Genomic DNA, 14,299 nt, shown 5'->3' with positions numbered 1-14,299 from the left:
GGGGGCAAAATGGACTTCAATCGCCTTGACCAACAACTGCGCGATAGCCTCGCCGATCTCAGGCTGAGCAACGAGGAGCGTGACGAGTTACGCGAACTTGGCAACGACCTCTCGGCCGATCAGGTGCGATACCTGCGTAATCGCGCTTTTGCGCTTACCCGCGAGCTGATCGGCAACCCAGAGAATGCGCTGCCAGCGCTGAAGTGGCTGGAGCAGGTGATCAAGACCCTGGAGGTGCGCTGCTCGCCGGTTCGCGGGCATGCCACGGCGCATTTCAGCCCAGGGGAGAGTTGCCGTCAGCGCATTCGCGACCTGTGTCGGCAGGCCCGCGAGTCGGTGGACGTGTGCGTCTATACCATTTCCGACGACCAACTCAGCGACGAACTGATCGCCGTGCACCGTCGTGGCGTGGCCGTGCGAATCATCAGTGACAGTGAAAAGCGCTTCGACGTGGGCAGCGATATCCAGCGACTGATTGATCAGGGCGTGCCGCTGCGCATCGATGACAGCCCCTTCCACATGCACCACAAGTTCGCCCTGTTCGACCGCCGCCTGCTGCTCAATGGCAGTTTCAACTGGACGCGCAGCGCGAGCACCAGCAACGAGGAAAACCTGCTGGTGACCGACGACCCTTATCTGGTCGTCGAGTATGCGCGGGAATTCGACAAGCTGTGGACGCGCTACCGCCCCGGTTGAGCGGTAGCGAGGAGTTGGCCTCCGAGATCAGCGACGCAGCGCTGGCAGAAGCGCCTGCCAGCTGTCTGGCAGGTGTCGGCGCAGGGCGCTGGTCATCGCTTCACGGCGTTTTTGGTAGAGCAGACCCAGGCCGATGACGGCCAGGCCGATCAGACTGACCACCACCGGGAACAGCAGCGAGTCCTCGAACACGTCGTGGGCCAGGTAGCCGAGATAACCCGCCACGCCCAAGGCGCCGAAGACCATGAACAGCGGCCGACGCAGCAACACGGCGAGGCCGATCAGGCCCAGATTGATCAGGCAGTAGAGCAACTTGCCAAACTCGCTGCCGCTGTCCATCAGGCTCAGGCCGCCCCAGAAGGCGGTTAGCCCTGCCAGGTAGCCCCAGAAGGCAAAATCCTGTTTGCTGCGCCCGTCGACCAGCAGGCTGCCGAGCAGAATCAGCAGGCCGAACCATAGGGAGACATCACGGCGCTGTTCCCAACTGAAGTATTCGCCATGCAGCAGCTCGCTGAGATCCATCGACATGAACCAGAGTGCCACGGCAATCGGCATGACGATGAACGGGAAGGGCATCAGGCGTAGTACCAGCAGACCCACCACGATGGTCGCCGCCTCCATGAACAGCCAACCGCCCTGGATGTAGCGGTAGTAATCGACGTAGTCGGTTTGCGTGTCGCCCAGCGGCCAGAAGCCGAATACCCGCTGCCCGGCGAATACCACCAGCGGCGTCATGCTCACTGCCACCGCTGCCAGCAGCCCGCCGGGAATCGGCTGGCCGCGCTGCCACAGGCTGCGGCCGGTGAGCAGAAACAGCAGTAGGTAAGTGCTGCTGATCAGCAACAGAGCGGTGTCACCGATACTCATCCAGGCTTCGGTCATCAGCCAGCCCATGGCGCCGATGATCAGCAGCGCACCGAAGTAATAAGCCACGTGGGAGAGTTGAAAGCTGGGGCGGCTATGCGGGTCGTGCTGGAGAAAATCCAGCAGGGCCTGATCCTGGCCGGGCTGCAGAACGCCGGCCTGGACGGCGCGGCTCAGGTCGCTGCTGTCGATCTTGAGTGTCATGAACGAATCCCTGTACTGGCGTGACACCTTGTCGGCCGGTGCAGGCACAGGGCGCTACGCGATGAAGCGGTAGATGGAGCGGCCAGAGCGATCAATCACTCTGGCCGACACTGCTTGGTGGCTGCTGTCAGTTCTTACGCGGTACCGGTTTGAGCAGCTCTTCGGGCGGCATTTCACAGGCGATCTTGCGGCCCAGCAGCGCTTCGATGCCAGGCAGTGCATAGGCGTCGTCTTCGCCAGCAAAGCTGATTGAGGTGCCGCTGCTGCCGGCGCGGCCGGTACGACCAATACGGTGTACGTAGTCGTCCGGGGTTTCCGGCAGGGTGAAGTTGATGACGTGGCTGATGGCATCCACGTGAATGCCACGGCCGGCAACGTCGGTGGCAACCATCACGCGGATCTTGCCTTCGCGGAAGCCTTCCAGCGCGCGGATGCGTTTGTGTTGCGGCACATCACCAGACATTTGCACGGCGCTGATGCCGTCGCGGGTCAGGCGTTCTTCGATGCGCCGCACTTCGTCCTTGCGGTTGGCAAAGACCATGACGCGAATCCAGTCGTTCTGGGTGATCAGGTTGTACAGCAGCTTGTATTTATCACTGCCGGCCACGGCATAAACATGCTGTTCGACCGTGTCGCTGGCGACGTTTTCTGGTTCGATCTCGACGATGGCCGGGTCGGTGGTCCACTGCTTGGCCAGGTTCATCACGTCTTCGGTGAACGTGGCAGAGAACAGCAGGGTCTGGCGCTCACCCTTCATCGGTGTTTGGCGGATGATCTGGCGAACCTGGGGAATAAAGCCCATATCGAGCATGCGGTCGGCTTCGTCGAGCACCATCACCTCGACCATATCCAGGTGCACTTCACCGCGTTGGTTGAAGTCCAGCAGACGGCCCGGGGTGGCGACCAGGATGTCGCAGAAGCGTGATTCGAGCAGCTTGAGCTGCTTGTCGAAATCCATGCCACCAACGAAGCTCATCACATTCAGGTTGCTGTACTTGGTCAGGTCGGCGGCGTCTTTGGCGATTTGCACAACCAGCTCGCGGGTCGGCGCGATAATCAGTGCCCGTGGCTCACCCATGTAGCGGTCTTTGGGCGGCGGGGTCTGCTGCAACTGGGTGATAATCGAGATCAGGAAGGCCGCTGTTTTGCCTGTACCGGTCTGGGCGCGGCCGATGGCGTCTTGGCCCTTGAGGGTGTAGCCCAATACTCCAGCCTGGATTGGCGTGCAATAAGGAAACCCGAGGTCGTGGATGGCGTGCATCAGCTCCGGTGACAGGTTGAAGTCGTGGAAGCGAGTCTTGCCAGGCGCAGGCTCGGTCTTGAAGTCTTCGAGCTTCCACGTATCGACGGGCTTGGTCACGCGTTCGCGGCGAGGTTTTTCCGGCTTGCTCTGGGCGGGCTGCGTAGCGGCGGCCGAGTCTTTCGCGTGCCGCGGTTGGCGTTCCTCGCGAGCAGGGCTGGCGGGAGGCGGGGAGGGCTCGAGGGTCGTGGAGACTGAGCTGTGTGGCTCATTTTCGGTTTTGCCGAATATTTTTTTGAGTGCTTTGAGCACGGTCATCTCGTCGGTTGATTAAGGAATGAACGGCAGTCAGTGTAAAGCAAGACGCGTACATGGCGAAGTACCCTACCGATAGCGCCGTTTCAGGGCTAGCGATCAACCAGGCGGCAGGCTGGCAAGCAGCAGGCGCTGGACGTTGCCGCCCATGATTGCGGCTATCTCTTGCCGACTGAAACCGGCGCCGAGCAGGCCCTCGGTCAGTTGTGCGAGGCCGGTGACATCGAAAGGTGCATGGATGGTGCCGTTGAAGTCCGAGCCGAGCGCGACATGCCGAATGCCGACCAGATCAGCCGTGTAGCGAATCGCCTTGACGATGGCGGCTACCGAGGTCGCGCAGACGGCCGTGTCCCAATAGCCGATACCAATCACGCCGCCGGTGGCGGCAATGGTGCGCAGGTGCCGGTCGCTCAGGTTGCGGGTACCGGGGCAGGTGCCTTCGACGCCGCCGTGGGAGACCAGCAGCGGGCGTGTGGCGATGGCCAGCACGTCATCCATCAGCGGGCGTGAGGCGTGAGCCAGATCGATCAGCATGGATTTTTCTTCGAGGCGGGCGATTACCTGCCTGCCTAGCGGCGTCAGGCCACCCTTGGCCAGACCGTGGGCCGAGCCGCCGATCTCATTGTCGAAGAAGTGGGTCAAGCCAGCCATGCGAAAGCCGGCATCGTAGAGACGGTCGACGTTAGCCAGTTGTCCCTCGAGCGGATGCAGACCTTCGGTGGCCAGCAGGGTCGCAACACGGCGGGGATCCTGGTTCCAGGCTTGCAGGAAGGCGGCCAGATCGGCCCTCGTCCTGATCAGCACCATGTGGCCATCGCTGCCTGCCGTCGCTTCCCGCAACTTTTCGGCCTGGTACAGGGCGCGCTGCAGCAGGCTGTTCCAGGTCGCCCGAGGCCAGCGCTGGGCCATGGCGAGCAGGGTGATGGTGTCGCTATCGGCAGCGTTGCTCTCGTAGTTCAGACCGCGTGGCGATTGGGTCACGGTGGAGAACACCTGCAGGCCGACACGGCCTTCCAGCATGCGTGGCAGATCCGAGTGCCCGTAGCTGTAGCGCTTGAGCAGATCGCGTTCCCAGAGCAGCGCGTCGTCATGCAAGTCGGCGATGAACAGGGTGTCATGCAAGCGGGTGGCTGCCTCACTGGCGGGGTAAGGCGCTGGTGATTCGACGCTGTTCATGCGCCGGTCGAGGATGCTGGGCAAGGTGAAGAACACACCTGCGGCAACGATCAGGGCAACCGGAACGATCAACAGGCGTTTACGCATCGGGAGCATCCGCTGAAAGATATGGGTTCTGGCAGCATGCCACGCGGTGACGGCATTTCAGTGACAGAGGCGGTTGCGGCCTGCGTCTTTGGCCCTGTACAGCGCTTGGTCGGCGCGCTCGATCAGGTTGTTCAGGCTGTCTTTTTGCGTCATCTGCGTTAGCCCAAGGGAAATGGTTACACCCGGCTGGGCGCCGAGCGGTGAGTAGAAAGCGCTGATCTGCTCCAGGCTTTCACGCAGGCGTTCGGCGATGTCAATGGCCTGCTGCAGCGACAGCTCCGGCAACAACACCACGAACTCTTCACCACCGAAGCGAACCAGGCTGTCGCGTGCGCGTAACTGCTTGCGTAGGGTGTGGGTAACCAGGCACAGGGCATAGTCGCCAGCCAAGTGCCCGTGTTGATCGTTGTAATCCTTGAAGTGGTCGACATCGAGCATCAGCAGGTTCAGGGGCTGATAGCTGAATAGGCAGCGGGTGCGTTCGCGTTCGAATATATGCTCAAGCCAGCGCCGATTGAAGGCGCCGGTGAGCTTGTCGACATTGGCGTTCTGCTCACTGTCGATCAACTGCCGGTTGCCCTGGCGTACACGGCTGCAGAGCACTTCCAGCAGATTCTGCATCATCTGCGGTGACTGTTGGAACAGTGTGCTCAGGGCGTCACGGTGTAGGCGCAGAACGCTGCTAGGCTCGGTGACCACCACATAAGCGCTGGGGTGCCCGTTGTCGATAAAGCTAATCTCGCCTGCGCAATCGCCTGGGCGTAGGGTGTTGACCGGCTGGTTGTCCAGAGAGCCCAGGTAAACCTTGAGGCCGCCGTTGACCACGATATAGAGGTACTGATTGCGCTCGAACGGCGAGAGCAGAACTTCGCCGGTATCCAAGTCGCAGGGGCGAAAGGAGTCGAGCAGTCGCGTCAAACTACTGAGTGCGACGTTGTTGAACAATCGCAAATGACGAATCTGCTGGAGATCGGTCTGCCAATGGGCGGCCTTCATGGCATCAGCATCCTTGCTCGACAACGATTAACGATTGGCACCGCTAACGCTCCCTGGGTCGATGACCCCATTCATGGCGAAGGTAGGAGCCATATCTCAGCGACAGTATCCGGCGGCTGAGGGGTTGACAATGAACTTGCGTAATGGCCTGGGTTGTCAGTGTGCGGATTGTGATATCCATCACATCTCTGCGTCTCGCGGAAATTACCGTTGTAGACGTGCTGCCAACCAAGCGCCGATATCGCGTATTTCTTCCTGTAACACTTCATGGCCCATGGAATATTCCTGCCACGTTACGGCGACATCTCGCGCGCGAAGCCAATCGTAGGCGGCGCGGCCCATATCAGGCAGCACCACAGCATCCTGATTGCCGTGCAGGCAGTGCACCGGTATGCCGCGTTGCAGGTCGCTCAGCGGTACTTGATCGGAAAAGGTCGGTGCGTAGGTGGAAAGTGCCAATACGCCACCCAGCGGGCCTTGCCAGCGCAAAAACGCGGTATGTAGCACCACTGCACCGCCCTGCGAAAAGCCGGCAAGGAAGATACGTGCTGGATCGATGCCGTCGTCGTGCTGTGCTTCGATAAGGTCGATGACCTGTTGTGCCGATTGCTCGAGTTGGTCGCGATTGATCGCCCGGGCCGGACTCATGGCGAGAATGTCGTACCAACTCGGCATCTCCCAGCCACCATTAATGGTCACTGCTCGCGTAGGTGCCTGGGGCAATACGAAGCGGGTACTGCGTAGCGACTGCTGCAGCGCTTCGGCTACCGGTTGGAAGTCGAAGCGGTCTGCACCCAGACCGTGTAGCCAGATGACGCAGGCGTCCGCGGGAAGTGGGGACTGAAGTACCAATGTGGTGTTCATGTGTTGCTCCATTGTGGGGCCTTCGCTCTTTTTTGGTGCGATGTACTTTTTAGGCACTACGCTAATCCGTGAACAAGATGTCGCAAGATTACAAGTTTCGCCCTTGACCTGCCCATGCCATGGGAAAAAACAAGGGATGGTATGGGCTTTGCTATAAACCTGAAGACTGATGTCGTTGGCCTTATGCGGTAACACCGCCTACGGTTACGGAGCAGACGGGAAAGCCGATTTGATGGGGTTTCCAAAAGGTTCGCAGGGCGCTGCATGCCAGGCGATTTGCAAATTTGCTATCCGTCTCAGGCCCGTTCACCAATGGGCCGGTGCGAGAGTTGATGACCCACACTCGAACAGGTCCTACACTCGCGCCGAGGTCTGGTCACTGGTCGACACCGTTGCTGCCAACAGTGTCGACATGCCCCAAAAGGGTACGGCGATCCGACTGAGACTCCAACACAACAAAAGCAACCGGAGAATGTTCAATGAAGATGGTTAAAACCACCCTGGCGATGTTGACCGCCGCCGCCGTTCTGGGCGCTGCAGGCATGGCCCACGCCGGTGCCACCCTTGATGCTGTGGTAAAGAAAGGTTTCGTACAGTGCGGCGTCAGCGATGGCCTGCCGGGCTTCTCGGTACCAGATGAGAAGGGCAACTATCAGGGTATCGACGTCGATATCTGCCGCGGTGTAGCCGCAGCAGTATTCGGTGACGCGACCAAGGTCAAGTACAGTCCCCTGACCGCCAAAGAGCGTTTCACCGCGATTCAGTCCGGTGAAGTCGACATGCTCTCGCGTAACACCACCTGGACCAGCTCCCGCGACGGCGGCATGGGCCTGGTTTTCACCGGCGTGACTTACTACGACGGCATCGGCTTCCTGGTTAACAAGAAGCTGGGCGTTGCCAGCGCCAAGGAACTGGATGGCGCGACCATCTGTATCCAGGCAGGCACCACCACCGAGCTGAACGTCTCCGACTACTTCCGCTCGAACGGCCTGAAGTACACCCCCATCACGTTCGACACCTCCGACGAGAGCGCCAAGTCTCTTGAAGCTGGCCGTTGCGACGTGCTGACCTCCGACCAATCGCAACTCTACGCACAGCGCATCAAGCTGGGCGCACCAGGTGATTGGGTTGTACTGCCGGAAGTGATCTCCAAGGAGCCGCTGGGCCCGCTGGTTCGTCGTGGCGACGAAGACTGGATGGCTATCGTCAAGTGGACTCTGTTCGCCATGCTCAACTCCGAAGAGCTGGGTGTCGACTCGAAGAACGTCGAAGCCCTGGCCAAGGAAACCAAGAACCCTGACGTCGCCCGTATGCTGGGTGCCGATGGTGAGTACGGTAAAGATCTCAAGCTGCCGAAGGACTGGGTTGTCCAGATCGTCAAGCAGGTCGGTAACTACGGTGAAGTCTTCGACCGTAACATCGGCAAAGGCAGCGAGCTGAAAATCGAGCGTGGCCTCAACGCTCTGTGGAACAAAGGCGGTCTGCACTACGCTCCTCCAGTGCGTTGATTGACCTGTCGCCCGGCAGCCTGCTGCCGGGCGATTTTCGTTCCGTTATACCTGGGGCATTCCCATGCAGAAAAACATCGGCGCACCGCAGGGGTTCTCCCTCAGCGATCCACGTGTGCGTGCCTGGCTATTCCAGATCATTACCGTTGTGGCCGTGGTCGCAATGGGCTGGTTCCTGTTCAGCAATACACAGACCAACCTGCAACACCGGGGCATTACCTCCGGCTTCGATTTCCTTGAGCGCAGTGCCGGCTTCGGCATCGCCCAACACCTGATCAGCTACACCGAAGCGGACAGCTATGCCCGCGTTTTCGTTATCGGGCTGCTCAACACGCTGCTGGTGTCCATCATCGGTATCGTGCTGGCCACCTTCCTCGGCTTCCTTATCGGTATCGCGCGGCTTTCGCCGAACTGGATGATCAGCAAGCTGGCGACCGTCTACATCGAAATCTTCCGCAACATTCCGCCGTTGCTGCAGATTCTCTTCTGGTACTTCGCCGTGCTGCTGCCACTGCCTGGTCCGCGCGCCAGTATCAGCTTGGGCGACAGCTTCTTCCTCAGTAACCGTGGTTTGAACATGCCCGCCGCTGAAGCGACTGGCGCCTTTTGGCCGTTCATGGTTGGCGTGCTGATCACCATTGTCGCCATCGTGCTGATGACCCGTTGGGCCAACAAGCGCTTTGAAGCCACAGGCGTGCCGTTCCACAAGTTCTGGGTTGGTTTGGGATTGGCGATTGTCATCCCGACGCTGTTCGCCTTGATCTTCGGCAGCCCGCTGCACTGGTCGCTACCTGAGCTCAAGGGATTCAACTTCGTTGGCGGCTGGGTGATGATCCCGGAACTGCTGGCGCTGACCATCGCGCTGACCGTCTACACCGCGGCCTTCATCGCCGAAAACGTGCGCTCCGGGATCAACGCGGTCAGCCACGGGCAGACCGAAGCGGCTCGCTCTCTGGGCCTGCGCCCGGGCCCGACCCTGCGCAAGGTGATCATTCCCCAGGCCATGCGGGTGATCATTCCGCCGCTGACCAGCCAATACCTGAACCTGGCGAAGAACTCCTCTCTGGCGGCCGGCATCGGCTATCCGGATATGGTGTCGCTGTTTGCCGGTACGGTACTCAACCAGACGGGGCAGGCCATCGAGGTGATTGCTATCACCATGAGCGTGTACCTGGCGATCAGTATCAGCATTTCCCTGCTGATGAACTGGTACAACAAGCGCATCGCGCTGATCGAGCGGTGAGGACCTAGCGCAATGAGCACGACCCATACTTTCAAACCGGATCAGCCACCACCCAGCGCCAGCGTTGGTGTGGTGGCCTGGATGCGTAGCAACCTGTTCTCCAGCTGGCTTAATACGCTGCTGACCTTCTTCGCCATCTACCTCATCTGGCTGATGGTGCCACCGCTGCTCAAGTGGGCGTTCATCGACGCCAACTGGGTGGGCACCACCCGTGCCGACTGCACCAAGGAAGGCGCTTGCTGGGTGTTCATCCAGGCGCGCTTCAGCCAGTTCATGTACGGCTTCTACCCTAGCGAGCTGCGCTGGCGTGTGGATCTGACCGCGGTGCTGGCAATCGTTGGCGCTGCGCCGCTGTTCATTTCCAAGTTCCCGCGCAAGGCCTTCTACGGCATTGGTTTTCTGGTGATCTACCCGATCGTCGCCTGGTGCCTGTTGCATGGTGGTGTGTTTGGTCTGGAAACCGTACCGACCAGCCGTTGGGGCGGCCTTATGCTGACGCTGGTGATCGCCGCCGTCGGTATCGCCGGTGCGCTGCCGCTGGGCATTCTGCTTGCCCTGGGGCGTCGCTCCAATCTGCCTGCGGTAAAAGTGGTTTGCGTGACGTTCATTGAGTTCTGGCGTGGCGTTCCACTGATCACCGTCCTGTTCATGTCCTCGGTGATGCTGCCGCTGTTCCTGCCTGAAGGCATGAGCTTCGACAAGCTGATGCGGGCGCTGATCGGAGTGATTCTGTTCCAGTCGGCCTACATCGCCGAAGTGGTACGTGGTGGTCTGCAGGCGATTCCCAAGGGGCAATACGAAGCAGCTGGCGCCATGGGCCTGGGCTACTGGCGGATGATGGGTCTGGTGATCCTGCCGCAAGCGCTCAAGCTGGTGATCCCGGGCATCGTCAACACCTTCATCGCCCTGTTCAAGGACACCAGTCTGGTGATCATCATCGGTCTGTTCGACTTGCTCAACAGCGTCAAACAGGCAGCAGCCGACCCGACGTGGCTGGGCATGGCGACCGAGGGCTATGTGTTCGCCGCCCTGATTTTCTGGATTTTCTGTTTCGGCATGTCCCGTTATTCCCTCCATCTGGAGAGGAAACTGGACACTGGCCACAAGCGTTAGGAGTCACTTAGATGAGCGAAGCAAACAAGCAACCCAGCGCCGAGCCGATCATTCAGTTGCAAGGCGTGAACAAGTGGTATGGGCAGTTCCACGTACTCAAGGACATCAACCTGGATGTGCGTCAGGGCGAGCGCATCGTGCTCTGCGGGCCGTCGGGCTCGGGCAAGTCCACGACCATCCGTTGCATCAACCGTCTGGAAGAACACCAGGCCGGTCGCATCGTGGTCGATGGCACCGAACTGACTCGCGACCTCAAGCACATTGAAACCGTGCGCCGCGAAGTGGGCATGGTGTTCCAGCACTTCAACCTGTTCCCGCACCTTACCGTGCTGCAAAACTGCACGCTGGCGCCTATGTGGGTTCGCAAGATGCCCAAGCGCAAAGCCGAAGAAATCGCCATGCACTTCCTCGAGCGCGTGCGTATTCCCGAGCAGGCTCACAAGTATCCGGGGCAACTGTCCGGTGGGCAGCAACAGCGTGTGGCCATCGCCCGTGCCCTGTGCATGAAGCCGAAGATCATGCTGTTCGATGAGCCGACCTCGGCACTCGATCCGGAAATGGTCAAAGAAGTACTCGACACCATGATCGGCCTGGCCCAAGACGGTATGACCATGCTCTGCGTGACTCACGAAATGGGCTTCGCCCGTACCGTGGCGGATCGGGTTATCTTCATGGACAAGGGCGAGATCGTCGAACAGGCCGAACCCAACGCCTTCTTCGACAATCCGCAGAACGAGCGTACCAAGCTGTTCCTCGGGCAGATCCTGCACTGAGAACGAGCTTACGATCTGCTGCGCGTCGGCCCTGCGGCGTTAAAAACAGGCTCGGAATGCTCATGTACAAAAGTACACTCCGCTTCCTCGCCTGTTTTTGCCTTGCAGGGCTCTAGCTCGCTAGATCGAAAGCGCGTTCTTGATGGTGGATGCGTATTTGAAGGGAGCCTAAGGGCTCCCTTTTGCGTTCTGATGAGGGCGTATCAATGGCCGATATGCCCATCGTCGGATTGGCGTTTTGCGGCGATACTCTGCGTATCGCCAAGGAGCTCAACCATGTCTCACCCGAATGCCGATGTGATCACCCGTTTCTACCAGGCCTTCCAGCAGCTGGATGCCGAGCGCATGGTGAGTTGCTACGCGCCTGATGTCCGTTTCAGCGATCCGGCATTTGGCACCCTGACCGGTGACGACGCCGCAGACATGTGGCGCATGCTGACCACCCGCGCCAAGAAGTTCTCGCTGACCTTCAGTGATGTGCAGGCCGATGCCAATGGTGGTAGCGCCAGCTGGGTAGCCACTTACCTGTTCAGCCAGACCGGCCGCACGGTGGTCAACCGTATCCAGGCGTCGTTCGTGATTCGCGACGGATTGATCGTCGAGCACCGCGATCACTTCGATATGTGGCGCTGGTCCGCGCAGGCGCTGGGTTTTCAGGGCATGCTGATCGGCTGGACGCCGTTGTTAAAAAACACCGTGCGCCGAAAGGCCAGGAGCGGTTTGCGTCAGTTTCAGTCCTCCCGTGCGTCAGACGAACATCAAGGTGTAGAAGCGCGCAGCTGAACGGAGTGGTAGGCTTCTCGGTCTGAATCTTCATCGATGAATGGCCCTGTGCATGTAAAGGGTCGGTTCGTTGCGTGAAAGTCCGTCTACCAGAGTATTTCGATCATGAGTGTTATGTCGCTATCACCCAGTAAAGCCAAGGCATGGAGCGTTCACGCGGTAACCGCCAGCGGGGTAATCCTTGGCATGTTGGCGCTGCTCGCGCTGATTGAGGGGAGGGCGGAAAGCTGCCTGTTGTGGTTGGGATTAGCGCTGCTGGTCGATGGCCTGGACGGCACGCTGGCACGTAAGTACGACGTCAAGGTGGTGCTGCCGCACTTCGACGGTTCGACCCTTGATCTGGTGATCGATTACCTCACCTACGTGTTCATCCCGGCGATCTTCGTCTATCGCTTCATCCCGCTGCCCGAGTACACGTTGCTGCTGTCCGTGGGCATCATTCTGCTGTCTTCGCTGTTCTGCTTCTGCAACGTCAACATGAAGAGCAAGGACAACTACTTCGTCGGCTTCCCGGCGGCGTGGAACGTGGTGGTGGTGTATCTCTATCTGCTCGACTTCCAGCCATGGGTGACCTTCCTGGTCATCATGATCCTGGCAGGCCTGACGCTGACCCGCATGAAGTTCCTGCACCCGTTCCGGGTCAAGCAGTTCATGGCGCTGAACATCGCGGTGACGATGATCTGGATGCTCGCCTGTGCCGGGTTGATTATCCAGTTCCCGACCCAGCCGCTGTGGTTGCTGGCACTGTGGGGCCTGTCTTCGGCGTACTTCGTCGGCATGTGCGTATGGCGCTCTGCCCGCGAATGGTTCGCCTGATCGCCGGCAATGAGTGTCTCGCCGGATAAGGTCTGGTTCGTTTACTTGGTGCGCGCCTCCAATGGTGCGCTCTATTGTGGCATCAGTGATGATCCACAGCGCCGCTTCGCCCAGCACCAGAGTGGCAAGGGCGCACGTTTCTTCTTTTCCAGCCCTGCAGTGGCTCTGGTCTACAGCGAAAGCTGTATCGGCAAGGGTGATGCCCTGCGCCGCGAGCGGGCGATCAAGCGGCTGGGCAAAGGAGCCAAGGAGGCGCTGGTGGCCACCAGTAGCCTGATGCATGTCCTTGATGAGCACTCATCAGCCCCAATGGGGTCTGCCTAGTACCAGCAGCACGCTGAGTTAAGCTGCAGGTCTCATCCCTTCCCGGAGGTCTCCAATGTCTGAGCTCATCCTGCACCATTACCCCACGTCGCCCTTCGCCGAAAAGGCGCGTCTGTTGCTGGGTTTCAAAGACCTGGCCTGGCGCTCGGTGCAGATTCCACCGGTAATGCCCAAGCCAGACCTCACAGCCCTTACCGGCGGCTACCGCAAGACACCGGTGCTGCAGATCGGTGCCGATATCTACTGCGACACCGCGTTGATCGCCCGCCGCCTGGAAGCCCATCAGTCGCAGCCGGCGCTGTTGCCTGGCAACCGGGCGTTCGCCATCGCCGCCTTCGCCCAATGGGCCGACTCGGTGGTGTTCCAGCATGCGGTCAGCCTGGTGTTCCAGCCCGAGTCCATCGCCGTGCGCTTTGCCAAGGCACCTCCGGAGTTCGTTCAGGCCTTTATCGCCGACCGCACCAAGCTGTTCTCTGGTGGCCAGGCCAGCCGCTTGCCCGCCGAGCAAGCTAAGCACCAGTGGCCGGTCTTCATGGCCCGCCTGCAGGCGCAACTTGAGGAGGGTGGTGGTGAGTTCCTGTTCGGTGAGGCGAGCTTGGCCGATATCGCCATGGCTCACCCGTTGTGGTTCATGCGTGCAACGTCGGTGACTTCGCCGCTGGTCGATGGCTACCCGGCTGTCGCGGCCTGGCTGGATCGGGTGCTGGCGCAGGGGCACGGCAAGCCTGAGCCGTTGAGCAGCGAGGATGCCATCACGGTGGCGCGCGAGGCCACACCAGCGCCCTTGCCGGCGGATAGTTTCAGTGACCTCAACGGTTTCGTCAGCGGTCAGGCCGTGTCGATTTCGGCCATCGACTACGGTGTGGATGCCGTCGAAGGCGAGCTGTTGTTTGCTGGCGTGGAAGAGCTGATTGTGCGCCGCGAGGATGCCCGCGCCGGGATCGTGCACGTGCACTTCCCGCGGCTCGGGTTTCATATTGAAGGGCGTTAGTAGTTTACGGTTGCTGAAGGGCGGGACGTTAACCCACTTTCCCCTGTGGGAACGTGCTGGGACGCCTAGTCCATGCCCGTGATTTTTTTCGCGGGCATGGCCCGCTTCCACAGGTACTGTGCAATGGCCGCATTTAGCTTTCAGGGCGGAGGATGGGGCGGGCCGCGTAGGTGCAACCCATTGCCATCCTGGGCTTCCTCACCAGGGCGCGTTGATCGATAGGGAATTCGATAAAGATCGCGGCTAAAGCCCCTCCCCACAAGCGGCATCAACCGTGGGAGCGGCTTTAGCCGCGAGAGGTTTGGC

At 60.1% G+C, this 14,299-nt stretch carries 14 protein-coding genes; 9 read left to right on the top strand and 5 right to left on the bottom strand.

Translation table 11 applies throughout. From position 1 onward, the window contains the following. The first annotated feature begins 9 nt into the window (after positions 1 to 9). Positions 10 to 696: a phospholipase D-like domain-containing protein gene (locus ACZ3GY_RS15155; protein WP_463565897.1), complete on the top strand. Its 687-nt coding sequence runs from the start codon at positions 10 to 12 to the stop codon at positions 694 to 696. Between the two features lie 27 nt (positions 697 to 723). On the opposite strand, the gene ACZ3GY_RS15150 is transcribed toward ACZ3GY_RS15155, so the two are convergent. The 5 genes from ACZ3GY_RS15150 to ACZ3GY_RS15130 form a co-directional block, all read right to left on the bottom strand. After that, the gene (locus ACZ3GY_RS15150; RefSeq protein WP_463565896.1) at positions 724 to 1,764 is read right to left on the bottom strand and encodes a DUF2157 domain-containing protein; all 1,041 of its coding nucleotides are present in this window, start codon (positions 1,762 to 1,764) and stop codon (positions 724 to 726) included. A 127-nt stretch (positions 1,765 to 1,891) separates the two neighbouring features. Beyond that, entirely contained in the window at positions 1,892 to 3,322 is a 1,431-nt protein-coding gene (rhlB, locus tag ACZ3GY_RS15145; protein WP_465910828.1) for an ATP-dependent RNA helicase RhlB, read from the bottom strand. A 96-nt stretch (positions 3,323 to 3,418) separates the two neighbouring features. After that, a complete protein-coding gene (locus ACZ3GY_RS15140) occupies positions 3,419 to 4,582 on the bottom strand; it encodes a dipeptidase (RefSeq protein ID WP_465910827.1) in 1,164 nt (387 codons plus the stop codon). A gap of 57 nt (positions 4,583 to 4,639) precedes the next feature. Beyond that, positions 4,640 to 5,578, bottom strand: a complete 939-nt coding sequence (locus ACZ3GY_RS15135; RefSeq protein WP_463565893.1) for a GGDEF domain-containing protein — start codon at positions 5,576 to 5,578, stop codon at positions 4,640 to 4,642. 204 nt (positions 5,579 to 5,782) lie between these two features. Next, the gene (locus tag ACZ3GY_RS15130; RefSeq protein WP_465910825.1) at positions 5,783 to 6,442 is read right to left on the bottom strand and encodes an alpha/beta hydrolase; all 660 of its coding nucleotides are present in this window, start codon (positions 6,440 to 6,442) and stop codon (positions 5,783 to 5,785) included. 479 nt (positions 6,443 to 6,921) lie between these two features. Here ACZ3GY_RS15130 and ACZ3GY_RS15125 point away from each other — a divergent pair, with 479 nt between their 5' ends. The 8 genes from ACZ3GY_RS15125 (at position 6,922) to ACZ3GY_RS15090 (ending at position 13,993) form a co-directional block, all read left to right on the top strand. After that, complete coding sequence (locus ACZ3GY_RS15125) at positions 6,922 to 7,950, top strand: amino acid ABC transporter substrate-binding protein (protein ID WP_225838937.1); 1,029 nt, start codon at positions 6,922 to 6,924, stop codon at positions 7,948 to 7,950. Positions 7,951 to 8,014: 64 nt separating this feature from the next. After that, on the top strand, positions 8,015 to 9,193 hold the full coding sequence (locus ACZ3GY_RS15120) for an amino acid ABC transporter permease (RefSeq protein ID WP_463565891.1): 1,179 nt from the start codon (positions 8,015 to 8,017) through the stop codon (positions 9,191 to 9,193). Between the two features lie 12 nt (positions 9,194 to 9,205). After that, positions 9,206 to 10,306, top strand: coding sequence for an amino acid ABC transporter permease (locus tag ACZ3GY_RS15115; protein WP_463565890.1), 1,101 nt, complete (start codon positions 9,206 to 9,208; stop codon positions 10,304 to 10,306). An 11-nt stretch (positions 10,307 to 10,317) separates the two neighbouring features. Next, complete coding sequence (locus ACZ3GY_RS15110; RefSeq protein ID WP_225838944.1) at positions 10,318 to 11,079, top strand: amino acid ABC transporter ATP-binding protein; 762 nt, start codon at positions 10,318 to 10,320, stop codon at positions 11,077 to 11,079. Positions 11,080 to 11,355: 276 nt separating this feature from the next. Further along, a complete protein-coding gene (locus ACZ3GY_RS15105) occupies positions 11,356 to 11,862 on the top strand; it encodes a nuclear transport factor 2 family protein (protein WP_465910822.1) in 507 nt (168 codons plus the stop codon). Between the two features lie 105 nt (positions 11,863 to 11,967). Beyond that, positions 11,968 to 12,678, top strand: a complete 711-nt coding sequence (gene pcsA, locus ACZ3GY_RS15100; RefSeq protein ID WP_463565887.1) for a phosphatidylcholine synthase — start codon at positions 11,968 to 11,970, stop codon at positions 12,676 to 12,678. 9 nt (positions 12,679 to 12,687) lie between these two features. Next, a complete protein-coding gene (locus ACZ3GY_RS15095) occupies positions 12,688 to 13,002 on the top strand; it encodes a GIY-YIG nuclease family protein (RefSeq protein ID WP_465910821.1) in 315 nt (104 codons plus the stop codon). 55 nt (positions 13,003 to 13,057) lie between these two features. Next, positions 13,058 to 13,993: a glutathione S-transferase family protein gene (locus ACZ3GY_RS15090; protein ID WP_465910819.1), complete on the top strand. Its 936-nt coding sequence runs from the start codon at positions 13,058 to 13,060 to the stop codon at positions 13,991 to 13,993. Positions 13,994 to 14,299 lie beyond the last annotated feature (306 nt).

It is taken from the genome of Pseudomonas sp. PME37.24/006, from assembly GCF_055556635.1.
The sequence above is the reverse complement of the archived record's forward strand: the minus strand, read 5'-3'. Positions and strand labels throughout refer to the sequence as shown.